This is a genomic window from Dehalogenimonas sp. W, from assembly GCF_037094495.1.
Lineage (GTDB): Bacteria > Chloroflexota > Dehalococcoidia > Dehalococcoidales > Dehalococcoidaceae > Dehalogenimonas > Dehalogenimonas loeffleri.
Map to the genome: position 1 here is coordinate 105,060 of NZ_CP146612.1, position 26,729 is coordinate 131,788.

Consider the following 26,729-nt stretch of genomic DNA (forward strand, 5'->3'; position numbering starts at 1 on the left):
GAACTTTTTTAAGTAATGAGATTCTACCTGTCCTGGTTCGGACGCTTCTGGCGCAATTTATAAAACAAGTATAGGGGGGATGCATGCCGGAGAACTCAGTACTAATCGTTGACGCCGACCCCGCTGTCAAGGAAACAGCCGTCTGGCTTAAAGGCGCCGGTTTCCGGGTCGCCACCGCAGCCACCGGAGAGGAAGCACTTAACCTGATTGACAACCAGGACTTTAGTGTCATGCTGCTGGATATGCGTCTGCCCGGTAAACACGGTTTGGGAGTCATGCGGGAAGCCAAAATCAAGCGCCCCTGGCTTCAGACCATCGTCACCACCGACCACCCGTCGGTGGAATCAGCCACCGAAGCCTTGAGGCAAGGCGCCATGGATTACCTGGTCAAACCAATCTCACCCCAGGACCTGTCGCAACTGATTAAAGACACCATTAAATCAGCATCCCGTCAGAAAACCGCCAATATCCAAATCAGGGCCAAAGCTACCCAGACCAAAATTTTGCCCCAGGCAGCTTTTGTCATCAGCCGGGACAGCCTCAAAACCATGGTGAACACCCTGATTGGTGAACGTGAATCCATCGGCGTTAAAGCCAAACAGGGCAAATTTGTCTATGATAAAATCAAAAGCTTTGATGAGCTGACCCTGGATTATGATGTCACCGTCAATCCGCCGACCGCGTTCTTCATTCCGGCCTGTGAAACCATCCTGCGCTACAAAATGGGAGAAAATCCCGAGATATCACCGGTTACCGATAACACCCAGCGGGTTATCATCGGAGTCCATCCTGACGACATCAACGCCATTAACCTGCTGGATGAAGTCTTCATGACCAACAATCCAGACCCTAATTATACCGCCCGCCGCGAAAACACCCTGATTATCGGCGTGGATGTCATGACGCCGCAGCCGGCATCCTTCGCGCCCAGCATGGGCGCCCATACCGCCGACACCGGATTTGACCTGCTGCTGACCGATATCGGCAACGCCAGCTATATCGTTACCGTTGGCTCTGAAAACGGAGCCCAAGCACTGGCGCGTTATGCACAGGTACGGGAACCGACCGTGGCTGAAACGGCACGGCAAAAACAATTACGGGATGAAGCTCTGGCCAAATATCGCCTGTTTCTGGATATGCCGCGGGATAAAATCCCTAATCTACTGGATAACAACTACGACAACCCCTACTGGGCATCCCGCAGTGAGACCTGCCTCAACTGCGGCTCCTGCATCATGGTCTGCCCCACCTGCTTCTGTTTTGACGTTCAGGATGACGTATCATTGAATCTGGTTGACGGAGAAAGGGTACGCAAACCGGATGGTTGCATGCTGGTGGATTTCTCCCGGGTAGCCGCCGGGGCTAACTTCCGCGGCGACAAGATGAGCCGCTACCGCCACCGGATGTATCACAAGGGTAAGTACATCCTTGACCGTTACGGCAAATTCGGATGCGTCGGTTGCGGCCGCTGTGCCATCGCATGCCTGGCGGAAATCGCCAGCCCGTTGGAAGCCTACAATGCCATCGCCGCCAGTGAAAAAGCCAAGGAAAAAGCCCGCCGTACGGTCACTAATACCCGACCTCAACCGGAGCTCTACCTGCCTCACCTGGCCAAAATTGAGAAGGTGACGCCGCTGTCTGGCCGGGAAAAATTGTTTGAATTCCGGCTTAACGACGGAAACAAGCTGGGGCACCGGCCAGGGCAGTTCATTGAAGTGTACGTCTTCGGCATCGGTGAATCGCCAATCTCGCTAACCTCGTCACCCACCCGCGACCATACCTTTGAAGTCGCCGTCCGAAATGTCGGTAACGTTACCGGCGCCCTTCACCGCCTTGAGGAAGGGGCATCAGTGGGTATCCGCGGGCCTTTCGGCAACGGCTTTCCGCTGGAACAGATGGAAGGCAAGGATATATTATTTATCGCCGGCGGCATCGGGGTTTTTCCGCTACGTTCCCTCATTCAGTACGTCCTGGATCGCCGGGATTCATACGGCCATATCAATCTGCTGTTCGGCGCCCGGTCCCCGGCGGAACGGGTTTTTGCTGATGAAATGCAGGAATGGGCGCAGGCGCCTGACGTTACCTTCCTGGAAACCGTAGATAAAGGTGACGACACCTGGGAAGGCAACGTCGGTGTAATTACTACCCTGATTCCTAAAATTCAATTCAATCCTAAAAATACGGTGGCGATTGTGGTCGGTCCGCCGATAATGTACCGTTTCGTAATCAACGAACTTAAGAAACGCGACCTGGCAGATGACAATATCATCGTTTCCCTGGAGCGCAAAATGAAGTGCGGCGTTGGAAAATGCGGCAACTGCCAGATCAACGGTGTCTATGTCTGCCAGGAAGGGCCAGTCTTCAGTATGACCCAGTTGCGCACGTTAAGGGAGGCCATTTAATGAAACCAAGAGTAGCATTTTTTGATTTTACCAGTTGCGAGGGCTGTCAACTTGATGCCCTGAATCTGGAACCGGCAGAACTGCTGGACCTGTTGGGGGCGGTTGACATCGTGAACTTCCGTGAAGTTAAGACAGACCGTTCCGAGGAATATGATATCGCCTTCATTGAAGGCAGTATCACCCGGGAATCCGAGATTGCCCGCCTTCAAGACATGCGTGAGAAGGCCAAGGTACTGGTTGCGCTGGGGGCCTGCGCCTGTACCGGGGGTGTTAATTGCCTCAAAAACGCCTATGAAACTGAAGACCTCTTAAAAGGCGTGTACGGCGAATGCGCAGGATACTACAACTCTATACCAGCCCGCCCAGTTAATGCCGTCGTCACCGTTGATGCTTATATCCGCGGCTGTCCGCCGACCACCGCCGAATTCGTCAAGGTGGTCAAAGCCATGCTGCTGGGTAAAAAGCCGGATCTGCCGAATTACCCGGTCTGCACTGAATGTCGCCAAGCCGGCAATGTGTGTGTTTTTCAGCGGGGCGGCACCTGTATCGGCCCGGTGACCCGTGCTGGTTGCGACGCGCTCTGCGTCAGCGCCGGACGTTTCTGCTGGGGTTGTCGCGGTCTGGTGGATGACCCCAACACCGGCTCAGAGAAAGACGTCCTGACCCGGTACGGCCTGACGGTGGACCAGATATTGGAACATTTCAGAATTTATAACTCCTGCTCGGAGGCTTCTCAATGTCAGAAATAAAAATCAATGTCAATCAACTCACCCGCGTAGAGGGTCACGGCAACATTCATCTGGAAGCGACCGACGGCAAGCTTGACCGGGTACTCTGGGAAGTAACCGAGTCTCCCCGGTTTTTTGAATGGATGTTGAGGGGCCGCAATTACGATGACGTTTCCATAATTTCATCCCGTATCTGCGGCATCTGCTCTATCGCTCACACCACGGCCTCTCTTCAGGCGACCGAAGCGGCCTTCAACATCAAATTATCCGAACAGTCATGGCTTTTGCGTAAGCTGTTGTATAACGCGGAACTGCTGGAAAGTCACGTCCTGCATGTTTTGTTCCTGGTGGCACCGGATTTCCTGGGAGTTGACTCGGTTATCCCTCTGGTAGCTACCCACGGCGATGTCGTGGTTATGGCCGTTCGGCTGAAAAAACTGGCTTATAACCTGGCAGAGGTGTTGGCAGGACGAAAAACCCATCCCATCACCCCGGTAGTCGGCGGGTGGAGCCAATTACCCGACATTGATGCTTTGAAAGCCATCCGGGAGCGCCTGGAAAAAGCCATGGAAGACATGGATACGATGGTAGCCGTCGTCAAGACGCTGGCACCCGGCATTCCTGACTTTCAGCGTCCCACCGAATACGTCGCTCTCAAAGATAACAAAGAATACGCCTTCATCACCGGTAAAATAGCCTCCAGCGACGGCGGCACCACCAGCCTGAATGACTATCAGCAGGTGACCAACGAGTTCTGTGTCCCCCATTCATCATCCAAATTCACCAAACACAAGCGGGATTCCTACATGGTGGGTGCGCTGTCCCGCTTTAATCTGAATTCAGACCAACTGCTGCCCCGAGCCAAAAAAGTAGCCCGGGAGCTTGGAATGAAAGCCCCGATTAATAATCCGTTTATGATTTCCGTAGCCCAGACGGTAGAGACGGTACATGCGGTTGAAGATGCCATCAACATTATTGATAAGTTGCTGGCCCGTGGCCTCCATGAAGAAGAGGTCAAGGTCAAACCGCGCGCCGGCCGCGGCGTGGGCATTGTTGAAGCACCGAGAGGCATGCTGATTCATGACTACACTTATGATGATAACGGCCATATCGTATCCGCTAACTGCATCATCCCTACCGGTCAGAATCACCTGTCTATTCAGAAGGACTTTGATGCCCTGGCACCGACCGTTCTGGAAAAGCCGGAGGAAGAAATTCGGCATACCCTGGAAATGCTGGTACGGGCTTATGACCCTTGTATCTCCTGCTCCGTCCATTAAAATCCACGACTGGTATACCAGAAGCGCCCGGTTTATGAACCGGGCGCTTCTTTTTTGCAAAACTCCTTCTCAAGCAGCTTTGTGACCGGAGACGCTTCTGTTAAAATCTTCTTATGAACACTACATGGCATTCAGTCTCTACCTCGGAGGTACTAGAGGCCTTCAGCGTGACTATGGATGGCTTGAATGACAGCAATGTCACATCCAGGCAGGAACGATACGGCCTCAACCGCCTGGAAACCAAGCCGCCGAAATCACTCATCGTGATGTTTTTCAAGCAGTTTTTGAATCCTTTGATATATATATTGCTGGTTGCAGCCATCGTTTCAGTTGCGACATCCCACGTTATTGACGCCGCGGTCATACTGGTGATATTACTGATTAATGCCGTCATCGGATTCATTCAGGAAACCAGGGCGGAAAAGGCGATGGAGGCCTTGAAAGAACTGGCGGCACCGCAAACCCAGGTGCGCCGCAGCGGTAAATTGAGAAGGCTCCCCTCCGGCGAGATAGTACCCGGCGATATTATAATTGTTGAGGCTGGCGACAGAGTCCCTGCAGATGCCCGCCTCCTGGAATCGGCAGGGCTTAAGGTCAATGAATCCACCCTCACTGGCGAATCTCAACCAGGCGAAAAATCTATTTCACCCCTGCCGGCGGATAACTCTCTTGCTGACCGTCGGAATATGCTTTACCTGGGTACTTCGGTAGTCCAGGGGCGTGGTGTAGCCGTGGTCACCGGTACCGGCATGGGTACCGAACTGGGTCGTATCACCAGCAGTCTTGAATCTATTGATTCAGGATTAACCCCCTTACAAAAAAGTATCAACCGCCTCGGTAAAATTTTGGTAGTCGTCATGCTGGGCGTGGTCAGTGTTATCTTTACTGTGGGAATCTGGAGGGGATTGGACACAGTTGAGATGTTTTTCCTCGCAGTGGCCGCCGCGGTCTCAGCCATCCCGGAGGGTCTACCGGCAGTTGTCACCGTAGTTCTGGCCATCGGTATGCGGCTCATGGCTCAACGTAACGCCATTATCCGACACCTGGTGGCAGTGGAAACACTTGGTTCCGCAACAGTCATCTGTTCTGACAAGACGGGAACGCTGACTATGAACCAGATGACCCTGCGGAGTCTGTATTACAATGGTAGAAACGTAGAGGTGACAGGCGAAGGTTATTGTCCTAACGGAGAATTCAGATTTGACGGCCATAGGCTGGAACCGGAAACGGATGACTCCTTAAAGCTGCTACTAACTGCCGGTATTTTGGCCTCCGATTCCACTATTACCGTCGGTGAAAATGAATGCTCATTGTTCGGAGACCCTACCGAAGGAGCCATCCTGGTAGCCGGTGCCAAGGCAAATCTGCTCAAGGAGACATTGGCTGAAAACAATCCCCGATTGAGTGAAATCGCCTTTTCCAGCGACCTGCAATACATGGCTACACTCAATAACTCCCCGGACGGTCATATAGCCTACGTCAAGGGGGCAGCTGAAAAGCTTATTGAAATGAGTTCCCATGTTTGGCTGAGAGGAAAAAAAACAACTGTGACAAGCGACTACCGGCAGGAGCTTCACCAGCAGGTTAGTGACATGGCTACGCAAGCCTTGAGAGTGCTTGCCCTGGCGTATGCTGACATGCCTCGGGATCTCACCCGCCTCACTCCAAATGACCTGAGCGGCCGTTTGACGCTCCTGGGGCTGGTCGGGTTATTTGACCCGCCTCGTCCAGAAGCCACCGAAGCCATCCGGCAGGCAACCGCCGCCGGCATCCGGGTCGTCATGATTACCGGCGACCATGTAACTACGGCCGAGGCCGTAGCCCGCGAAATTGGCTTACCTGTCGGTAAAGCCGTCAGCGGGCGGGAGCTGGCGGCCATGAGTGATAACGAGTTGCAACAACAGATAGAGCACATTACCGTTTTCGCCCGCATTGAGCCATTACATAAATTAAGACTGGTTCAGGCATTACAAAGCCGCGGGCACGTGGTTGCCATGACCGGTGACGGCGTCAATGATGCCCCGGCGCTCAAAGCGGCAGATATCGGGGTAGCTATGGGACGATCGGGTACTGACGTGGCCCGTGAGTCAGCGGACATGGTGCTCACTGATGACAACTTCGCCTCTGTAGTAGCAGCAGTTGATGAAGGTCGCGCCATTTTTAATCGTTTGCGTAATGTGGTCTACTATTTATTGTCCAGTAATATCGGGGAGCTCCTGATGCTGACTGCCGCCATTGCTGTGCTGGGTCAGGCACCGCTGCTGGCGGTTCAGATACTCTGGATTAATGTCATGACGGATACCACCATCACCATTCCTCTGGGTCTGGAACCTAAATCCGGTGATGAACTCAACCACCCGCCTCGCTCGCCTAAAGTAGGCCTCCTCTATCCCGGACTCATATTACGAGTGGCTTACACCGCTGTCCTGATGGCTGCCGGAGTGTTCCTGGTTTTTGCCTGGGCGCGGGAACATATGGATATTGACGAGGCCAGAACACTGGCCTTCAGCACCATGATTGCGTTTGAATGGTTTAAAGGATTCATCGCCCGATCTGACGAAAAATCCATCTTTAGACTGGGAGTATTTACCAACCGCTGGCTACTAATAGCTGTCGGAATCGCCATAATCTTGCAGTTACTGGTGGTTTATAGCCCGTTCTTGCAGACGGCTTTTCATACCGCTCCATTTGAACCGCAATACTGGCTGATTGCCGTCGGAGCCGGGTTGACGCTCTTTGTAATAGAAGAGATTCGCAAGATATTGTTCCCTTTGGCCTTCTCCAAAGGCAAGTGGCGCAGGAGTTAAACATAAATACCGGCGGTCAATAAGTGGCACACAAGCCCCGTTTTGTAGCATAATGTAGCTACTCATAAACATTAGAAAGGGCTCTTATGGCTGAAAAAGTAGTTCTGGCGTATTCCGGCGGCATTGATACCTCGGCTGCCATTCCCTGGCTCAAGGAACATTACGACATGGATGTTATCGCCCTGACCATTGATGTCGGCAATGAACGCGATTTCACCGTTATTCGTGATAAGGCCCTCAAGGTAGGCGCCGTTAAAGCGCTGGTGATTGATGCCAAAAAAGAATTCGTTAACGATTATATCTTCCCGGCACTGGCTGCCGGCGCCCTGTATGAAAACGAATACCCCCTGGCTACCGCTCTGGGACGACCGCTGATCGCCAAACTCATGGTGGACGTTGCCCTGGCTGAAGGTGCCACCGCTATTGCTCATGGCTGTACCGGCAAAGGCAACGACCAGGTAAGGCTGGACGTGGCTACGGCCGCTTTGGCGCCCCAGCTCAAGGTAATCGCGCCGGCCCGGGAATGGGGCATGACTCGCCAAGAGACCATTGAATACGCTAAAAAGTTCAATATTCCGCTGCCGGTAACGGCTAAAAGCCCCTATTCCATTGACGAGAACCTCTGGGGACGGTCCTGTGAATGCGGCGTGCTGGAAGACCCCTGGGTGGAACCGCCGACCGATGTCTTCGGCTGGACGCGGGATGTAAACGACACACCCAAAAAGGCGACCTATGTTACTATCGGCTTCCGCAAGGGCATCCCGGTCACTTTGAATAACCGCCGTTTAGACGGCATCAACCTTATATCCAGGTTAAATGACCTGGCCGGCACCCACGGCATCGGACGCATTGACCACGTTGAGAATCGCCTGGTGGGCATCAAATCCCACGAAATATACGAAGCCCCGGCGGCGGCAGTGCTGTTGAAAGCGCATGCGGCTCTGGAATCATTAACTTTGGCCAAAGACCAGTTGCGTTTCAAATCCCGGGTGGCTCAGGAATACAGCGACCTGGTCTACAACGGTCTGTGGTTTTCAGCTCACAAAGCCGACCTTGATGCCTATATCAAAAGCACCCAGCAGTATGTCACCGGCACGGTCCGGCTGAAGCTGGAACGCGGCAGTATGCGCGTAGTCGGCCGAAAGTCTCCTTATTCCCTTTACGCCCACGATCTGGCCACCTACGAAACCGGGGACCATTTTGATGCCTCAGCGGCTGTCGGCTTCATCAAACTCTGGGGTCTGCCGGTCAGGACTCAGGCCCGGGCGCAGTTTCTAAAGAAGCAGGGAAAATAGGATGGGCTTAAAAACCGCCTCACCGATAATGCCGCCCTTGTTGTTCCAGGGCAAACGGTTGAGGACGGCATTGCGATAATGGGGAGAAATAATACTCGATGAGTCATGTTAGAAGCCGCTTTGACAAGCCCGCCGACGAATTGGTAATCAAATACACTTCGTCTTTGCCCTTTGACTGGCGGTTGTACCGGGAAGACATCCGTGGTTCGGTGGCGCACGCCCGCATGCTGGCCAAACAAGCCATCATCCCGGCCTCTGACGCCGAGACCATTGTTAAAGGTCTCAGCGAAATCGGTCAGGAAATTGAGGCTGGCGGTTTTACCTTCAAACCGGAGATGGAAGATATCCATATGGCCATTGAAGCACGGCTGAAGGAGAAGATCGGCGAGGCCGCCGGACGATTGCATACTGCCCGGTCACGCAATGACCAGGTGGCCACTGACCTGCGGCTGTACATGAAAGATACCTTAACTGCTACCATTGCTGCCGTGTATGAGCTTCAGACCGCATTATTGACCGTTTCCGAAAAGAACCCAGATGTCATCCTTCCCGGCTATACTCATCTGCAACCCGCTCAGCCGTTGCTGCTGGCTCATCACTATCTGGCTTACTTTGAAATGCTGGAACGGGACAAGGCCCGCTTCACTGACTGCGCTGAACGTACCGATGTGCTGCCTTTGGGTAGCGGCGCTTTGGCGGGTACTCCCTACAACACTGACCGTGAATTTGTCGCCCGGGAATTGGGCTTTAAGTCTGTGTCCCGTAACAGTCTGGACGCGGTTTCCGACCGTGACTTTGTAGTGGAATACCTTTCAGCGGCCGCTATCGCTATGATGCACCTGTCGCGTCTGGCTGAGGAACTGATTCTGTGGAGTAGTGCCGAATTCGGCTTTATTGAAATTGATGATGCTTATGCCACCGGTTCCTCAATCATGCCGCAGAAGAAGAACCCGGATGTGGCCGAACTGGGCCGCGGTAAAACCGGCCGGGTTTACGGTCATCTGACCGCCATGCTGACAACCCTCAAGGGATTGCCGCTGGCTTACAATCGGGACCTTCAGGAAGACAAGGAAGGATTGTTTGATGCCGTTGATACCCTGCTGTTGTCGCTTAAGGTCTTCGCGGGGATGATCAGCAGCCTAAAGATAAAATCTGACAAAATGCTTGGCAGTGTTGACAAGAGCTACCTGCTGGCTACCGACCTCGCCGATTATCTGGTGAAAAAGGGAGAAACATTCCGCAACGCTCACGGGGTAGTCGGAAGACTGGTCAGCCATTGTTTGAAAACCAGGAAAACTTTCCCGGAACTGTCGCTAAGTGAATATCGGGAATTTTCACCGCTGTTCAATGATGACGTATTCCAGATAACGGTCATGTCATCGGTGGATTCCCGCGACAACCCCGGCGGGACCGCCCGGCAGCGGGTATCCAGGGCCTTATCGGAGGCTAAAAAGATTCTTTCCGACGAATAAGAGGCAAACAATAACTGCCGCAGGGTTTCCTGCGGCAGTTGATTTTCGGCTAAAATTAATATTAAGCGGCGGTGGCTTTGGAAATGGTGCGGAGGCAACGGGTGCACAGCGACAGTTTCATCGCTTTGCCGTCCACCAGTACCCGGGCGGGATGACAATTCGGCTCAGAACGCTTATTGGTGCGTCGTTTGGAATGGCTGACATTATGTCCGTATTGAGCAGTTTTTCCACAGTAATCGCATTTCATAACCTTGGATATGGGCTCCTTTGACTATTCATTCAGTGATATAATAAAATCCAACAGTAAATATAGCATAGACACCGATTGGTGACAAATCCGTAATGACACCACCGTTTCCCGGTGCTCTCTTGAGGTGTGATATATGTCAGTTCAAAATACTATGTCCGGTTACGAAATGCGCGATATGCTGGCCGCTGCCGCAGCCTGGCTGGAGAAAAGTTCGGCCGATATTGATGCTTTGAATGTTTTCCCGGTACCCGACGGAGATTGCGGCACCAACATGCTTCTCACGCTGCGGTCGGCCGTGGAAGAATCCGCCAAAGTCACCGCCGATAATATCGGTGCCATCTCCGCCGCCGTGTCCAAAGGCGCACTGATGGGCGCCCGGGGCAACAGCGGCGTCATCTCATCCCAGATATGGCGGGGCGTGGCTTCAGTATTCAAGGACAAGGAAACCGCAACCTCCGTTGACTGGGCCAACGCCTGGACTCAGGCCGTGGAGACCGCCTACAAGGGGCTTTCCAATCCTGTGGAAGGGACCATTCTAACTGTTCTCACCGATGTAGCCGCCGCTGCCCGGACTTCCGCGGCTGACGATGAGTCCATTCCCAAACTGATTGAAAACGCCATGGCGGCGGCATCTGATTCAGTCGCCAGAACGCCATCCCTGTTACCAACCCTCCGGGACGCGGGAGTGGTTGATGCCGGTGGGCAGGGACTCTTCACCATTCTTGAAGGCATGCTGCATTATCTCCGCGGAGAAACCGAGCAAATGCAGTTTAAAAAATCCCGCGTCATCGCCAGTTCCGGTCCGGTCGGCGCCCGAACTATTCAACTGTCTTCGGCAGACGAAGACCCTTTCGGTTACTGCACCGAATTTTTACTGAAAGGTGAAAATCTGGATACCGAAAAGATCCGCGCCCGCCTGAAACGCAAGGGGGAATCACTGATTGTGGTCGGAGATGACACCACCGTACGGGTTCATATCCACGCCGTGGCGCCTGGCCGGGTACTTAATTTTGCTACCAAGCTGGGTACAGTTCACAAAGTCAGCATCCGCAACATGGATGAACAATACGAAGACTTTCTAGCCCTCCAGAAAGACCGCCAGCCGACTATGGATATCGCCATCGTCGCTATCGTGGCCGGTGACGGCTTCGCTGACGTATTCTCTTCGCTGGGAGCCGCGGCCATCGTCCCTGGTGGTCAAACCATGAACCCGTCCACTAAGGATATTCTTCAGGCGGTGGAACGTGTCGGCTCCCATAAGGTGGTCATCCTGCCAAATAATAAAAATATCGTGCCCGCCGCCGAACAGGTCAGACACCTGACCGGTAAAACTATTTCGGTAATCGCCACTGAAACACTGCCCCAGGGCGTGGCGGCCTTGCTGGCTTTTGACTACGAAGCCGATTTTGAGACTAATGTACGGCGGATGACCGAGGCCTCAACCCACGCCCGGACCATAGAAATCACCCATGCGGTTCGTGATACCAAAATCAACGGTCTGGTCATCAAAAAAAACCAGGCCATCGGTTTGCTTGACGGTTGTCTGGCGGCCGTCAATGACACTTCCGATAAAGTTCTGGCTGACCTGCTGGCCAAGAGCGATCTGTCTCATGTAGAAGTGATGACTCTGTACTACGGCGGTGATGCCAGCGAAGAAGCCGCCAATGCTCTGGCGGCCGATTTGATGGCCCGGTATCCCGCTGTTCAGGTGGAAGTGGTCTCCGGCGGTCAACCGCACTACGATTATGTTGTCTCTCTGGAATAATCTCACCCGACACGGCTCAGGAGGTCCACTATGACGGTTCGCATTGTTACCGATTCCACCTCAGATCTTACGCCGGCTCTGGCCGGACAGTTCGGAATAGCTGTTGTACCGCTGACCGTATCTTTCGGCAAGGAATCATTCACTGACCGGGTGGATATTTCTACTGACGAGTTTTACCACCGTTTAGCTACTCAGGATACCTTTCCAACGACCACCCAACCGTCGCCTGCGGCTTTTCTCAACGCCTATAAAAAGCTGTCCAAAGAAACAGATGAGATTCTGGTCGTCACCATTTCCAGAAAACTGTCGGGTACCTTTGATTCGGCCAACGCGGCCATTCAACTACTGGAAAAGCCTGATTGCCGGGTCGCCGTGGTTAACTCCGGCGTCACTGCGGCGGCTCTGGGCATCCTGACCATCTGGGCGGCCAAGCAGGCTGCAGCCGGCATGGGACTGGCTGAATTGAAACAAGCTGTAGAACTGAAGTCAGCCGAAACCAAGCCGGTAATGGCCTTTGACACGCTCAAATACCTAGCCAAAGGCGGCCGGGTCGGCCGGGCACAGGGACTGGTCGGTTCACTACTGTCCATTAAACCGGTTTTGACTATGCGTGACGGTGAAGTCGCGCCTCTAACCCGGGTACGTTCCATGGCCGCCGGGATTGATGTGTTATACAACTTCGTCGCCGAACACCAAAATATTGATGAAATGGCCGTTGAATACGCCACTACTCCAGAGGTGGCTGAGACCTTAATTAATAAACTGGGTGCTCTTTATCCGATTGAAAATATTTATCGAACCACTGTCAGTCCGGTGCTTGGGGCGTACATGGGGCCGAACGTCATCTCAGTTTCCGTCCTGGGAACCGGCCGGCAATAACAAGTAGCGGGGTTAGAGGGAACGCTATGCCCGTCAAGATCGTAACCGATTCCACCGCAGATCTCCCGCCGGAACTTATTGAACAATTCGGCATCACCGTGGTACCGGTGTACGTCCTTTTCGGCCAGGAAGTCTTCCGCGACGGTGTTGATATCTCACAAGATGAAGTCTACCGGCGAATCCTGTCTGAAAATACCCCGGCGACCACTTCTCAGCCTTCCCCAAATGACTTTATGGAAGTTTATGACAGGCTGCTGGCGGGAACAACTGAAAAAATAGTATCCCTTCACCTCTCCAGCAAATTATCCGGCACCTACGACGCCGCAGTCGCCGGCCGGGAACTTTCCGCTGAGAAAGCCCGCATCACCGTTATTGACACTCTTTCTCTTTCCATGGGCTTGGGTTTCTGCGTTTTAGCGGCAGCACGCCTGGCTCAGGCCCAGGCCGAACTCCACGATATAATCCAGGCTGCCAAAGAAACGGCATCGCTGACTCGAATTAGCGCCACCTTTGACACTCTGAAATACGTCTTGAAAAGCGGTCGTCTGGGTGCGGCCAAAGCACTCATCGGCGGCATTCTGAATGTTAAACCGCTCCTGACCTTGAAAGACGGCGTACTCTGGCCTTGCGGTATTGCCCGTACCCGCCACCGGGCGCTGGACAGCCTGGTGGACTTCGTTAAAAAGACATCGGGGTCCGAAGAAGCTGCTATCGTCTATTCCACCACACCTGATGAGGCACTTGCCTTGAAAGAAAAACTAAGCGAATTCATGGATCAGAGTAAGGTCTATATTTCCCGTTTGGGTCCCGCTTTGGGGGCGCACGGCGGCCCCGGGACCATCATCCTGGCTGTAAAACGCAACCTGGCAAACGGTTAAACAAGGTATTCGTGAACAAAGCCGGCTCATGGGTTATAATCTACCCATGCCTCTGAGTACCGAAAAGTTACGCGCTGTTGTTGCGTTGGAACGCACTAAAGGCTTTGAGAACACCGCCGTTATCGGCGGACTGGACCGGTTTCTGGCTGTCTGGGTTGATGAAGCCGCCCAATCCCTCACCGACCGAACCAAACTGACCCAGCTCAAGGTTCGTCTGACCGGTTTCAATTATGCCGGAATCCCCGCTGCCGATCGGGAAGCCTCACTGGACACCCTGCTGGGCTTCATTGAAGAGCTTAATCAGCCGCAAAATCCCGGTGTGGCTGAATCAGTTGAAAGCGCCAGGCTTGTTTTTGAAACCCCGGCGGTTCCAAAGCCAAAAGCCGGTGCCGCGATCCACCCTCCGGCAGCACTGGACATTCCGGTAACAGCTTTCAAGGGCGTCAACCAGTCAACCGCTGCCAAATTCAAAAAATTGGGCATTGAGACCGTCCGGGATATGCTGTATCACTTCCCCAGCCGGCATTTGGACTATTCCCGGACGACCCGCATCGCTGAACTATCGCCCGGACCGGAACAAACCATCGTGGCTACGGTATGGGAGGTCAGGCTGACCACCCCGGGCGGCCGCCGCTCTACCGAGGCTATCGTGGGCGACGATACCGGCAATATCAGGGCTTTGTGGTTCAACAACCCCTACCTGTTACGACAGATTCACGCCAATGACCGGCTGGTTCTCTCCGGAAAAATCACCGTTTTTAAAGGCACGCTGGTCTTTGAATCTCCGGAATGGGAAAAACTGGAAAACAAGGAACTGGTGCATACCGGACGTCTGGCACCGGTTTACCCGCTGACCGCCGGGCTGTATCCCCGCATGGTGCGCCGGCTGATGAAGGAAACGGTTGACGGTTTTGCCCCTTCGCTGGTTGATTATCTGCCGGAGTCCATCAGGACCCGCCGGGGATTGTTGTCGCTGCCGGAAGCCGTGGCCCAGGCGCATTTCCCGGACAGTGAAACCGCCAAGGATGAAGCCCGCAGGCGTTTAGCCTTTGATGAACTGTTGGTGCTACAATTAGGCGTAATGGCCAGAAAACGGGCCTGGCGGGTTTCCCAACCCGGCATACCGATACCGGGCGACCAATCATTACTGGAAAGATTCCTTAGTACGCTTGAATTCCAATTGACCGGGGCGCAACGCCGTTCATTAAACGAAATCCTTGCTGACCTGAAACGGAAGGAAGCCATGAGCCGCCTGCTTCAGGGCGATGTCGGCTCCGGCAAAACCGTGGTGGCGACTATCGCGATTCTGATGACGGTCGCCTCAGGTTACCAGACGGCTTTCATGGCGCCGACCGAAATACTGGCAGATCAACATTTCAAGTCCGTTAACGGCATGCTGGCGCGGCTGGCAACCGCTAAACAGGATAACGGGGATACAGTCAGCTACCTGGGTATTCTGCCGGACCGACCACTGACAGTCGCCCTGCTCCTGGGGGACGCCAAAGAATCCGGCAAGACGGTCATCCGCAACCGCATAAAATCCGGCGAGATTGACCTGGTCATCGGCACTCACTCCCTGATTCAGAAGTCCATGAAATTCAAGCAATTAGGTCTGGCAGTGATTGATGAGCAGCACCGTTTCGGCGTGGAGCAACGGCAGAGTCTGCGGCAGAAAGGTACCAACCCCCATCTGCTGGTGATGACCGCCACCCCCATTCCCCGAACGCTGGCCCTGACTCTTTACGGCGACCTTGACCTCTCCGTCATTGACGAACTACCGCCAGGCCGCCAGCCCATCAGGACGCGGTGGCTCAAACCGGAGCAACGGGCCAGTGCTTATGCCTTTATCAGGAAACAGGTCAATCTGAAGCAGCAGTCCTTCATTATCTGCCCTTTGGTGGAGGAATCAGAGGCCGTTCAGGCCAAGGCGGCGACGGCGGAATATGAAACACTGAAAATGGAGATATTCCCGGAATTCCGGCTCGGTCTGATACACGGGCGGATGTCCGCCGCGGAGAAGGACTCCGTGATGAGTGCTTTTAGTGCCGGCAGATTGGATATTCTGGTATCCACTCCGGTCATTGAAGTGGGTATAGATGTACCTAACGCTACCGTAATGCTGATTGAATCCGCCGACCGCTTCGGTTTGTCGCAATTACACCAGTTCCGTGGCCGTGTCGGCCGCGGCAAGGAGCAAAGCTATTGCATGCTGCTGGCAGAAAATCCTTCAGACGTAGCCAATGCCCGCCTGTCGGTGATTGAAAAAAACCAGGACGGCTTTGTCCTGGCCGAGGAAGATTTGAAATTGCGCGGACCGGGCGAATTCTTCGGCACCCGCCAGTCCGGTCTGCCGGACCTCAAGATGGCCCGTCTCTCCGACGTTCCGATACTGGAGGCCGCCCGCGCCGAAGCCACCCGTTTATTTGAGGAAGACCCCCGGTTGCAACAGCCGGAACACCTGCGCCTGTATGAGGAGCTGACTCGGGTCTGGCCGCAGACTGGTGAATGGAGCTAGGGGCTGACCATGGTGAGCCGTCGGCTCAAAGTTTCGGGCTGCAACGGCTTATCCAGCGCCGCCTCCGGATTACACAGATACTGACCGCATCGCCGGCAAACATGAAGCAGCCGGGTAACTCCTCCGGCTCCGTCGCTTATTAGTGGGTCCGTAAAAACAAAGGGCTGTTCACACCTGGGGCAGCGATAGATTGTGCTGTTCATCATTCCTCCTGCGCCGGCAGCCACCAGAACCGTTCCGCTAATTGTTAAATAATAATGCCTGGTTGGGTATCCCCCGAAAGGGCTAATTTATCGGTTACTTAGGTACTGTCCGGAAAGTCTTCCGGCAAATGTTATGTTAAAATAATAAAGTGACCACCCCATATATAGACGAACAAGTCCGGCAAATGCCGTCGGGCCCGGGCGTGTATCTGATGAAAGATGAACGCGGCCAGATCATCTATGTCGGTAAAGCGGTGAACCTCAAGAGCCGTGTCCGCTCATACTTTCGTAACCTTTCAAAACTGGACGGCAAAACCGCGATGCTGGTGGCCGACATCCGTGATTTGGAATATTTTGTTACCGGCTCGGAGCAGGAAGCGCTGATTCTGGAACTAAACCTGATCAAGCGTCATCGCCCCCGCTATAACATCATGCTCAAGGATGACAAAAGCTACCCCTATCTGCATATCACCGCCGGCGAATGGCCTCGGCTGGAAGTGACCCGCCGATATATTGAGGGAGACGGCCGTTATTTCGGACCTTTTACCGACAGCCGAAGCGTCCGTGAGGTTCTGGAGCTGCTGCGTCGTATTTTTCCTTTCCGTTCCTGTACCAAAAATCTGAAGACAGTCAAACGCCCGTGCCTGGAATATGACATGGGTCGCTGTCCGGCCCCTTGCTCCGGCAGGGTGGCAGCAGAAGATTACCACCGATCCATTGACCAGATAACCTTATTTCTTGAGGGACGTCAGGAAACTGTGGTGCGCCGTCTGCGGCAGGAGATAACGGCAGCCGCCGCTAAAATGGAGTTTGAACGCGCCGCTCAGATTCGGGACCGGGTGCGTGATATTGAACAGGTCATTGCCGCGCAGCGCATTGCCATTAAGGCCAGGGTTGAACTGGATACTATCGCGTATACACAAGATGGCGATGAAAGTTTTGTCATGGTGTTTTTCATCCGCGGCGGCAAACTCATCGGCCGGGAACATTTTCTGCTCAAAGGCACCCGGGAACAACCGCCGTCAACGGTGCTGTCCAGCTTTATCGGGCAATTTTACAGTAACGCCGCTCATCTGCCCCCGCTGATTCTGCTGGAAACACCGCCCGGCGACCAGACAGTGCTGGAAGAGTGGTTGTCTCACCGCCGGGGCAGTCGGGTGAAGCTGGTGGTGCCTCAACGGGGGCCGCGGGTGGAACTGCTGAATATGGTCAAAGACAATGCCCGGCAGGGACTGGAACACCACAAGCTCAAACGGTTGTTGACCGGCGCGGACGATGCCCGCGCCGCCCTGGACGAGTTGGCTGACGTTTTGAAACTGGCCGCGCCGCCTCAACGCATTGAGGGCTACGATATCTCCAACATTCAGGGCCGGCTGGCGGTCGGCAGCATGGTGGTTTTCAATGACGGCAAACCGGATTCCAGGCATTACCGCCGCTTCCGTATCAAGACTGTTGAAGGCGCTGACGATTTCAGCATGATAAGAGAAGTTATCGGCAGACGCTTCAACCACGCCAAAGATGACAGCGAAGGTAAATGGGTCTTGCCGGACCTGATCCTCATTGACGGCGGCAAGGGCCAGCTGTCAGCGGCTGTGGAAGCCCTTATAGATAAGGACGCCGGTAAGACGCCCGTCATCGGGTTAGCCAAGGAGCGTGAGGAAATATTCCTGCCGCGGCAGTCCCACCCGATACTGCTGGACGAGCGTTCTGCCGCCCGGCGGCTGTTGCAGCGGATTAGAGACGAAGCCCACCGCTTCGCCCTCGGCTACCACACTAATCTGCGTCAGAAAGCAGCCGTTGGTTCCGCGTTGGACGCTATTCCCGGTATCGGCCCGGCTAAAAGGCGGGCTTTGATTAAGCAATTTATCTCGGCGTCGGGCGTCAGAGCTGCTTCCACTGAAGAACTGGCTGCAGTCAAAGGCATCACCCCGCAGCTTGCCCGGCTGATTAAGGAGAGTCTATAATCTTCAGGTACCTAAGCAATAATGACCACGGGAGCAATAAGTGGACTGGATAATCGGTTTTTTTGTCGTTGATTTTCTATTGGCCGTCCTGATCGGCATCTTTATCGCCAAACGGATTAAGGAATGGAGTACCGCCAGACAGCAGGAAATAAATAAGCTGTTGAACGCTGCAACACCGCTGAACAAGACGTTCAACCGCGCCGACGCGGACAAATTGCCGCCTCCGGTACGCCGTTTCATGCTGAAAGCGGTCAAGGAAGGCGCCGCCTGTATCAGCACCGCCCGTCTCAAACAAAACGGCAGAATGCGTTTTAATGACCGCTGGATCAAACTGGACGCCCGCCAGTATTATTCGGTTCAACCGGCCGGATTTATCTGGGACGCCAAAATGAAGCTGGGCCCGGCCTGGATTACCGCCCGCGACCGATATCAGAACCACAAAGGCAACATGCTGATTAAGATACTCTCCGCTCTCCCCCTCTTTGACGTTAAGAGCCGGGAAATGGATCACGCCTCAATTCTGCGCCATCTATCCGAACTGCCGTGGCTGCCGACAGCCCTGCTGGCCGACAACATCCACTGGGACAATATTGATGACCGTTCCGCCAAAGCTACCATTACCGACGGCGATTTGAGCGCATCCGGCACTTTTTATTTCAACGAACAAGATGAAATTACCGGTTTCGCTGCGCCGGAGCGCTTTCGCTCCGACAGCGGAAAAATGGAGCCGTGGTCAGGAAATTTCAGTAATTATCAGGAGTTCGGCGGTTACCGGATACCCACCGCGGCCAGAGCCGTTTGGAACGCCCCGGACGGTGATTTTGAGTATATCCAGCTTGCCATCAGCGAGGCCGCGTTTAACCTGCCGCCAGGCGATTAAATCAGGTAACGCTCTATCGCTGCCGCTACGCCGGACTCCTCCACTCCGAGGGTAATATGGTCGGCAACAGCCTTTAGTTCGTCACGGGCATTACCCATCGCCACCTTCAGTCCGGCTCTCGCCAAGAGTGGCAGGTCGTTGGTGCCGTCACCGATAGCCATAACCCGATCCAGTCCGATGCCAAAATGTTCCGCCAGCCGGTCCAAAGCCGCACCCTTGGAAACACCGGGGTCTACTACATTAATAAATTTCATCTCCGGATAGGCCGGCGTCCGGGCTTCGGAACCATGCAACCGGCCGTTGAAGTGTTCCATAAATAACCGGGCTTTGGCTTCTTCAAGGTCATTATGAACCATGAGTTCACACTTGATAATCGTTTGCTGCCCGATTATGTCATCAAAATCAGCCAGTGTACTCCGCAGGCCAAAGAACTCACGATGAATTTTATCCGCCCAGGTTATCTCCTCCACAAAGTAGCGGTCAATGGCGTAAAGCTCCAGATAAACATCATTAGCCCGGGCAAAGGCCACTCCGGACTGAAGTGTCGCTGAGTTGATCGGCTGCATATGCACCGTCTCCCGGCGGCTCAGGTCATATACCAGGGCCCCGTCAAAGAAAATATGGACGCCGTTCAAACCAAGCTCAGCGATAACCCCCCGGCTGGCTTCAATGACCCTTCCGGTTGAAAGCGCCACTTTGACGCCGGCGGCCTGTGCCCCGGCGATAGCGGTCTTATCAGCCTCGGAAATACCGCCGCGGGCGTTCACCAGTGTTCCGTCAATATCCACAACCAGTAATTCGTATTTCAGCTTCAATCAATCCCCCCAGTCAAGACTTCAAATAATACCAGAAATTCCGTCTTAAATGCTGACAGCCGCCGCCGCCATCAGGTACAATAACCGCCATGAGCCAATCAAGCCTCACGCCGTTACGCGCCCAGTACCTGAGCATCAAAAAACGTTACCCGGAAGCCATTGTTTTCTTCCGGCTGGGGGACTTTTACGAGACCTTTGACACCGATGCCGAAATTACCGCCCGGGAACTGGAAATCGTCCTGACCGGGCGCGAAATGGGGAAAGGCGTCAAGGTGCCCATGGCCGGCATACCGTACCATGCGGTGGACAATTACCTGGCGCGGCTCATCAGCCGCGGCCACAAGGTAGCAATCTGTGAGCAGACCACCCGCCCGGATGATAATAAAGGCTTGATGGAACGGGAGGTGGTGCGGTTGGTCACGCCGGGTACTGTCGTGGAACCGGGTCTATTGGACGGCCGGCGGAACAATTATCTGACCGCAGTGGCCCCCGGAGACAGTGAAGCCGGGATCGCCTTTATTGATATTTCCACCGGCGAATTTGCGGCCGCCCAGATGCCGCTGGCAAGAATAGAATCAGAACTGGAACGGTTGCGTCCGGCCGAGATAATTCTGCCGCAGGACAGCCTTTTCCAACCGATTTTTAAAACTCCTCTGACCCGGGCTGACGCCCGGGATTTTGAACCGGAATCAGCCGCCGAATTGCTCAAAGAGACGTTCAGCGTCAATACCCTTGAAGGATATGGGGTCGCCGCCTTGCCGCTGGCCACTGCGGCCGCCGGTGCCGTCATCAGCTATTTGCGGGAAACCCACCAGGGAGCAGTTAACGGCATCAGTCATCTGTCGGCTTACTCCGTCAGTGATTATATGGCGCTGGATGAAAACACCGTCGTCAATCTGGAAATCTTTCAGAACGCCACCACTCGGAATACGGCCGGCTCCCTCCTGGGTATCCTGGACGTTACCCGCACTCCAATGGGCGCCCGCCTGCTGCGGCGGTGGCTGGGACAACCTTTGTTAAGTATCCCGTCCATCAGGGAACGTCAGGACGCGGTGGACTGGCTGTTCAGCCAGCACCAAGTGCTGGCTGAACTGGAGCGGTGGCTGAAGTCATTCACTGATCTGGAACGCCTGGCCAACCGGGTCCGCGCCGGTTCCGCCCTGCCACGGGAAATCATCGCTCTCAAACGATCCCTGGAGGCGGCTCCGGAATTGGGGCGTGCCCTGAACGATAAGTCAGTTGCCGAACTTAAAGCCAATCTCAAGGAACACACCGACCTGATTGCCTTAATTGAACAAGGTCTTGAAGCCGAACCATCAGGCACGGTGGGCGAAGGCGGCACAATCCGTGCTGGTTTTTCCGCAGAACTGGATGAATTGCGCGATATGGCTACCGGCGCCAAAGGATATATCACCCGGCTGGAAACCGAAGAAAGAGCCGCCACCGGCATCAAAAATCTCAAAGTGGGCTACAATCAGGTTTTCGGTTACTATCTGGAGGTATCCGCCGCTAATCTGGCCCAGGTTCCGGAACGCTTCATACGCAAGCAGACACTGGCCAATGCTGAACGTTACATTACACCGGAACTGAAGGAATATGAAGCCCAAATCCTTAGCTCCCGCGAACGGCTGGCCGATATGGAAACAGCCATCTACCGCCGCATACTGGGTCAAATCACCGAATTTCATCAGTCCTTGCTGGCGCTGGCCGACGCCGTCGCCAGATTAGACACACTGACCGCCTTTGCCTCAGTGGCAGCAGCCAATAGTTATGTTAAGCCTGCCATCACTGACAGTTCCGACCTGCTCGTTGTCGGCGGCCGGCACCCGGTGGTTGAAGCCGGCCTGCCGCCCGGTCAATTTATCGCCAACGACTCCACGCTGTCGGTAGACAAAGGGCTGCTGGTGATTCTTACCGGTCCCAATATGGCTGGTAAATCCACTTATCTCAAGCAAACGGCGCTGATTGTGCTCATGGCCCAGATAGGTTGCTTTGTACCGGCGGCCGCCGCCGAAATCGGCCTGTGCGACCGTATTTTCACCCGTATCGGCGCCCACGAAGATCTGGCTGCCGGTAAATCCACCTTTATGGTGGAAATGGTAGAAACGGCGAATATCCTGACCAATGCCACCGGCAAAAGCCTGCTGATTCTGGATGAAATCGGCCGCGGTACGTCCACTTATGACGGGCTGGCCATTGCCCGCGCTGTAGTGGAATATATCCATACCCATTTGCACGCCAGAACACTCTTCGCCACTCATTATCATGAACTGGTTGCCATGGCCAACCATCTGCCGGGCATTCGCAATTTCAATGTCGCTGTGTCTGAAGACCGGGGAGAAGTGGTCTTCCTGCACCATATCGTGCCGGGCGGTGTGGACAAAAGCTACGGCATCCATGTGGCCAAACTGGCTGGTCTGCCCAAACCGGTCATAAAACGGGCTAATGAAGTCCTGCTGGAATTGGAATCCCTAAAAACAGGAGCCCAACCAGCCCGAAGTAAACAAGCCCCGCCACAGTTGTCCCTGTTCCAGCCGCCACAGCCCCGGGTCGCTGTTGAACTGGCAAAATTAGATGTGGATGCCCTGACGCCGCGTCAGGCATTGGAGAAGTTATACGAGCTGAAGGATATAGTGGAATGAATGACCACGGAGGATAACAGGGCATCCAAGTCTGGCAAAGAAATCACTACGAACATATTATTCGCACCAAACAGGACTTAGCCCAACTCTGCGAATACGTGAATACTAACCATTTGCGGTGGCTGGAAGACAACGAAAATCCAGCCACCGCGTAAATTTGTATCTACTTAAACGGATCTATCGCCACCCTTTGTTATTCGTACCGCAGCGCCTCCACCGGGTCCAGCCTGGCTGCACGCCCGGCGGGATACAACCCGGCCAGCAGACTGACGGCGGTGGTTAATAATATTACCCCAGGAATCAGCCAAACCGGAAAGGCCGTCAACTCAAATCCGGGGAAATCCGACAGGAAGGTTCGTGCTCCAATGAAGTTAAGCGCTTGTCCGGCCAGCAGCGCCAAACCGCCGCCGATGGCCCCGCCCAGAAAGCCTAATGTAGCGCCCTCGGTGGTGAACAGCCAGCGGATGTTGCCGCGAGTGGCTCCCACTGCTTTCATCACGCCAATCTCCCGGGTCCGTTCATGGATGGCCATCAGCAATGTGTTAATGATGCCGATGGCGGCCACAATCAGGGCAATCACCCCGAAAGCCGACAGACCAACCTGAATCACGCCGAAAACGCTGTTTATCTGCGCCAGTATGTCTTCCGGAGTAGTAGCGGAAAAGCCCATATCTTTAACCGCCTGGGCAATGGCCGGTACCTGTTCAGCAGTATCAGCCTTCAGCTGCAGAAAAAATCCCGGCTGGGCTTCGGAATACCGCTGCGGATTGCCCTGGTAATAGCGCGCCATTTCAATAGCATCCGCCTGAGGGATCAGCACTTCGGCACTGGAAACCTGTTTATCTATGACGCCGGCCACCGTAAAGGTATAATCCCGCGACTCCAGCGTATAAGCGTTCTGGGTGCCGACATTGATGGTAATGGTACGCCCCACAGCTGAACCGTCATCCGGCCAGCCGAAAGCCTCCAGATAGTTGTAGGCAATCAGGGCGACACCGGTGTCGCCATCCTTAAACGTGTCACCCTGGAACAGCGGCCTGATGGCGGCTTCATATCCGGCCACTCCGCTCACACTGACGGTATATATTTTGCCGGAGGTCTCAGGTTGAATATATCGTGCGGAAACATTAACCAGATAATCCACCCGCTCCACGCCGGGAATGGCTTTTAAGGCCGTTACATCGTCCGGAGTGAACGGATTGACTACGATGGTCTCCGTCGTCTTGATTTCCTGGGGCCCGCCGCCACCGAAACCGCTGAGTTCCTGCCCGGAGGAAACAATTATGGCCGTGTCAGGAAAATTAAGCCCGAACTGCCCGACCACAAAAGACTGCAAACCCGACCCCAGCGATACCACCAGTGAGATCAACGTTGCACCGATAACCACGGCCAGCACCGTCAGCGAGGTACGCAACTTGCGGCGCCACAGGTTGGAAAAGGCCATACTTAATAATTCGTTAATTTTCATGCTGGGTATCTCCAGTAATCAGTCCGTCTCGTAAATTCACCACCCGGCGCGCCCGGCCGGCCAGTTCGGCATCATGGGTCGCCACCAGCAGCGTAATGCCCTTTTCCTTATTAAGGGCGCCCAGTAAATCCATTATCCGGCCACCGTTGGCGGTATCCAGATTGCCGGTGGGCTCATCCGCCACAATCAGTCCGGGATCGGTCACCAAAGCCCGGGCAATACTCACGCGCTGGCGTTCGCCGCCGGAAAGCTGGTTAGGCCGGTGATCAGCCCGGTGTGCCATGCCCACGGCTTCAAGCGCCTCCCTGGCCTTTTTTAGGCGCTCTGTCTTTCCCAGTCCGGCAAAAATCAGCGGAATAGCCACATTTTCAACGGCCGAATAGGTCGGATGAAGATGAAATGCCTGGAAAACAAACCCGATATTGTGGTTGCGATAAGCCGCAAGTTGCCCATCGGAAGCCCGGCTCAAATCCTTGCCGTCAACCACGATACTGCCGGAGGAAGGGGTATCCAGCCCGCCGATAAGGTGCAGCAGCGTACTCTTGCCGGAGCCGGAAGGCCCGACAAAGGCGGCAAATTCGCCCTTTTCAATCTCCAAACTCACCCCGGCCAATGCATGCACCGTTTCCTCGCCCAGCCGGTAGTCTTTTTTCAAATTTTCTACTTGTATCATTTACTCCTCAATCAGTCGCGTCGGCTGAATGCCGCCGCCGCCGTTAATAGAAATACCAGACCGAACGCCACCACCACCATCATATCATCCATCACGCTCATCGTATGATTAAATACCGTTACCCCGATGACCGACCCATCGGCCGGTGCGCCCAGAAACAGCTGCCTTACCGCATCGGCACCGTAAGTCAGCGGATTTACCTTGGACAGCGCTCCCAGCCAGGCCGGCACATTGCCCAGTGGAAAAAATACCCCGGAGGCAAACATCAAGGGCAACAACAATACCTGCATCACCATCTGGAAACCCTGCTGACTTTTCATCCGGGAACCCAGCAAAAGCCCCATGCCGGAGAATGAGAGTGAAATCAGCACCAGCACCGGTATCAGTTGCAATACCAGAGCCACATCCAGCGGCACATCAAGAAAAGGTGCCAGTACCAGCATGATCAGCCCCTGGAACAAAGCAACAATGGCCGTGCCGATAGCTTTGCCGGCAATAATGCCGCTGCGCGGCAGCGGTGCCACCAACACTTCTTTCAGGAAGCCGAACTCCCGGTCCCAGACGATGGATAAACCGCTCATCAGCGAAATCTGAAAGGCCGTCATAGCGATAATACCGGGATACATGAACTGGGTAAAATTGACACCGGGCAACAGTGCGCCGATAGTATTGGTGAAACCGGCACCAAAAACGATGAGCAACAGCACCGGCATGGTAAACGAGGATATCAACCTGGTCTTGTTGTTGAAAAACCGCAGCAACTCCCGATACGCGGTAACCCAGACCGCACGATATACCATAGTCATTAGTGCATTCCCCCCTGAATCCGTCGTTGCCGTTTGATCATGGCCAGCGGATCGGCGGCTTCCGCCCGAATCTCACGACCGGTATGCTTGAGGAAAACGTCATCCAGTGTCGGCCGCCGAATGCCGACCGACAACAAACTGCCGGTAAATTGCCTGACGAATTCCGGCAAAAACTGCTCGCCGTGCTGCACGCTGAAGACCACATTGTCGTCCTTGAGGCCGGCTTCAATACCGAACTGCTGCCGGATTTCGGCTATAGCGGCATTATTGTCGGCGGTCTTGATGGTCACCAGATCCCCGCCGACACTGTCCTTGAGCTTCTCCGGAGTGCCCAGCGCCACAATTTTGCCATAATCAATAATAGCGATGCGGTCACAGTTCTCGGCTTCTTCCATATAGTGGGTGGTCATGAAAATGGTCAGACCGGTTTGCTCTTGCAGCCGTTTGATATGATCCCATATATTACGGCGGGTCTGCGGGTCCAGGCCAATCGTCGGCTCATCCAGAAACAGTACTTTGGGCTGATGGATCAGGCCCCGAGCAATTTCCAGCCGCCGCTTCATCCCGCCGGAAAAAGTATTGATCTGGTCTTTACGACGGTCCCACAGTTCCACCATCTCCATGAGTTCCCGGATCCGGGTCTCCCGCTCCGCCGGCGGCACTCCATAAGCATAGGCATGAAACCGCAGGTTTTGTTCCGCGTTCAGGTAGTCATCCAGCGTCGGTTCTTGAAAAACCAGACCAATAGAACGTCGGACGTCATCAGTCTGCATAATGACATCGTAACCGTTGACTTTGGCGTTGCCGCTGGTCGGCAGAAGCAGCGTACACAGGATGTTGATGGTGGTTGTTTTCCCGGCCCCGTTAGGTCCCAGAAAACCGAATATCTCCCCCTCACCAACGGTGAAACTGACATCTTTGACCGCTTCCAGTTTTCCGAAGGAGCGATGCAGCCCGGATACTTCAATTATGGGTGACTTGCTGTTATCAGCCATGCAACCCCCTGG

Annotated in this window: 20 protein-coding genes; 13 read left to right on the forward strand and 7 right to left on the reverse strand. The window is 54.4% G+C overall.

Annotated features, from left to right (window positions below; translation table 11 throughout):
• Window positions 1–83: 83 nt before the first annotated feature.
• The 6 genes from V8247_RS00485 (at window position 84) to argH (ending at window position 9,984) form a co-directional block, all read left to right on the forward strand.
• Window positions 84–2,402 carry a 4Fe-4S dicluster domain-containing protein gene (locus tag V8247_RS00485; protein ID WP_338737670.1) on the forward strand — a complete coding sequence of 773 codons (2,319 nt, stop codon included), beginning with the start codon at window positions 84–86 and terminating at the stop codon, window positions 2,400–2,402.
• Window positions 2,402–3,151 carry an NADH:ubiquinone oxidoreductase gene (locus V8247_RS00490; protein ID WP_338737672.1) on the forward strand — a complete coding sequence of 250 codons (750 nt, stop codon included), beginning with the start codon at window positions 2,402–2,404 and terminating at the stop codon, window positions 3,149–3,151. Before V8247_RS00485 ends, V8247_RS00490 begins: the two co-directional genes overlap by 1 nt.
• Window positions 3,139–4,410 carry a Ni/Fe hydrogenase subunit alpha gene (locus V8247_RS00495; protein ID WP_338737675.1) on the forward strand — a complete coding sequence of 424 codons (1,272 nt, stop codon included), beginning with the start codon at window positions 3,139–3,141 and terminating at the stop codon, window positions 4,408–4,410. Before V8247_RS00490 ends, V8247_RS00495 begins: the two co-directional genes overlap by 13 nt.
• 113 nt (window positions 4,411–4,523) lie before the next feature.
• Window positions 4,524–7,217 (forward strand): HAD-IC family P-type ATPase, encoded by a 2,694-nt coding sequence (locus tag V8247_RS00500; protein ID WP_338737677.1) that lies wholly within the window; start codon window positions 4,524–4,526, stop codon window positions 7,215–7,217.
• Between the two features lie 86 nt (window positions 7,218–7,303).
• Window positions 7,304–8,512 (forward strand): argininosuccinate synthase, encoded by a 1,209-nt coding sequence (locus V8247_RS00505; RefSeq protein ID WP_338737679.1) that lies wholly within the window; start codon window positions 7,304–7,306, stop codon window positions 8,510–8,512.
• Between the two features lie 98 nt (window positions 8,513–8,610).
• Window positions 8,611–9,984 (forward strand): argininosuccinate lyase, encoded by a 1,374-nt coding sequence (gene argH / locus V8247_RS00510; protein ID WP_338737681.1) that lies wholly within the window; start codon window positions 8,611–8,613, stop codon window positions 9,982–9,984.
• 61 nt (window positions 9,985–10,045) lie between these two features.
• On the opposite strand, the gene rpmB is transcribed toward argH, so the two are convergent.
• On the reverse strand, window positions 10,046–10,231 hold the full coding sequence (gene rpmB / locus V8247_RS00515) for a 50S ribosomal protein L28 (protein ID WP_338737684.1): 186 nt from the start codon (window positions 10,229–10,231) through the stop codon (window positions 10,046–10,048).
• A gap of 136 nt (window positions 10,232–10,367) precedes the next feature.
• Here rpmB and V8247_RS00520 point away from each other — a divergent pair, with 136 nt between their 5' ends.
• From V8247_RS00520 to recG, 4 genes are read left to right on the forward strand one after another with little or no spacing between them, the layout of a single operon-like run.
• Entirely contained in the window at window positions 10,368–11,999 is a 1,632-nt protein-coding gene (locus V8247_RS00520) for a DAK2 domain-containing protein (protein ID WP_338737686.1), read from the forward strand.
• A 30-nt stretch (window positions 12,000–12,029) separates the two neighbouring features.
• Window positions 12,030–12,878, forward strand: coding sequence for a DegV family protein (locus tag V8247_RS00525; RefSeq protein WP_338737688.1), 849 nt, complete (start codon window positions 12,030–12,032; stop codon window positions 12,876–12,878).
• Between the two features lie 26 nt (window positions 12,879–12,904).
• Window positions 12,905–13,756 carry a DegV family protein gene (locus V8247_RS00530; RefSeq protein WP_338737690.1) on the forward strand — a complete coding sequence of 284 codons (852 nt, stop codon included), beginning with the start codon at window positions 12,905–12,907 and terminating at the stop codon, window positions 13,754–13,756.
• 46 nt (window positions 13,757–13,802) lie between these two features.
• The gene (gene recG, locus V8247_RS00535) at window positions 13,803–16,271 is read left to right on the forward strand and encodes an ATP-dependent DNA helicase RecG (RefSeq protein WP_338739384.1); all 2,469 of its coding nucleotides are present in this window, start codon (window positions 13,803–13,805) and stop codon (window positions 16,269–16,271) included.
• Here the strand turns inward: recG and V8247_RS00540 are convergent.
• Window positions 16,268–16,474, reverse strand: a complete 207-nt coding sequence (locus tag V8247_RS00540) for a hypothetical protein (RefSeq protein ID WP_338737692.1) — start codon at window positions 16,472–16,474, stop codon at window positions 16,268–16,270. The genes recG and V8247_RS00540 overlap by 4 nt on opposite strands.
• A 149-nt stretch (window positions 16,475–16,623) precedes the next feature.
• Between V8247_RS00540 and uvrC the strand changes: the two genes are divergently transcribed.
• Window positions 16,624–18,438 (forward strand): excinuclease ABC subunit UvrC, encoded by a 1,815-nt coding sequence (uvrC, locus tag V8247_RS00545; RefSeq protein ID WP_338737694.1) that lies wholly within the window; start codon window positions 16,624–16,626, stop codon window positions 18,436–18,438.
• 40 nt (window positions 18,439–18,478) lie between these two features.
• Window positions 18,479–19,318 (forward strand): DUF6544 family protein, encoded by an 840-nt coding sequence (locus V8247_RS00550; protein WP_338737696.1) that lies wholly within the window; start codon window positions 18,479–18,481, stop codon window positions 19,316–19,318.
• On the opposite strand, the gene V8247_RS00555 is transcribed toward V8247_RS00550, so the two are convergent.
• Window positions 19,315–20,133, reverse strand: a complete 819-nt coding sequence (locus V8247_RS00555) for a Cof-type HAD-IIB family hydrolase (protein ID WP_338737698.1) — start codon at window positions 20,131–20,133, stop codon at window positions 19,315–19,317. The two genes, V8247_RS00550 and V8247_RS00555, sit on opposite strands and share 4 nt — an antisense overlap.
• A gap of 89 nt (window positions 20,134–20,222) precedes the next feature.
• Here V8247_RS00555 and mutS point away from each other — a divergent pair, with 89 nt between their 5' ends.
• Window positions 20,223–22,775 carry a DNA mismatch repair protein MutS gene (gene mutS / locus V8247_RS00560; protein ID WP_338737700.1) on the forward strand — a complete coding sequence of 851 codons (2,553 nt, stop codon included), beginning with the start codon at window positions 20,223–20,225 and terminating at the stop codon, window positions 22,773–22,775.
• Between the two features lie 193 nt (window positions 22,776–22,968).
• On the opposite strand, the gene V8247_RS00565 is transcribed toward mutS, so the two are convergent.
• Genes V8247_RS00565 through V8247_RS00580 form a run of 4 tightly spaced genes read right to left on the reverse strand, consistent with a single transcriptional unit; the run spans window position 22,969 to window position 26,717 of the window.
• Entirely contained in the window at window positions 22,969–24,243 is a 1,275-nt protein-coding gene (locus tag V8247_RS00565; RefSeq protein ID WP_338737702.1) for an ABC transporter permease, read from the reverse strand.
• Entirely contained in the window at window positions 24,233–24,916 is a 684-nt protein-coding gene (locus V8247_RS00570) for an ABC transporter ATP-binding protein (protein WP_338737704.1), read from the reverse strand. Before V8247_RS00570 ends, V8247_RS00565 begins: the two co-directional genes overlap by 11 nt.
• Window positions 24,917–24,927: 11 nt before the next feature.
• Window positions 24,928–25,722 (reverse strand): ABC transporter permease, encoded by a 795-nt coding sequence (locus tag V8247_RS00575; RefSeq protein ID WP_338737706.1) that lies wholly within the window; start codon window positions 25,720–25,722, stop codon window positions 24,928–24,930.
• Window positions 25,722–26,717 (reverse strand): ATP-binding cassette domain-containing protein, encoded by a 996-nt coding sequence (locus V8247_RS00580; protein WP_338737708.1) that lies wholly within the window; start codon window positions 26,715–26,717, stop codon window positions 25,722–25,724. The genes V8247_RS00575 and V8247_RS00580 overlap by 1 nt, the downstream gene beginning before the upstream one ends.
• Window positions 26,718–26,729 lie beyond the last annotated feature (12 nt).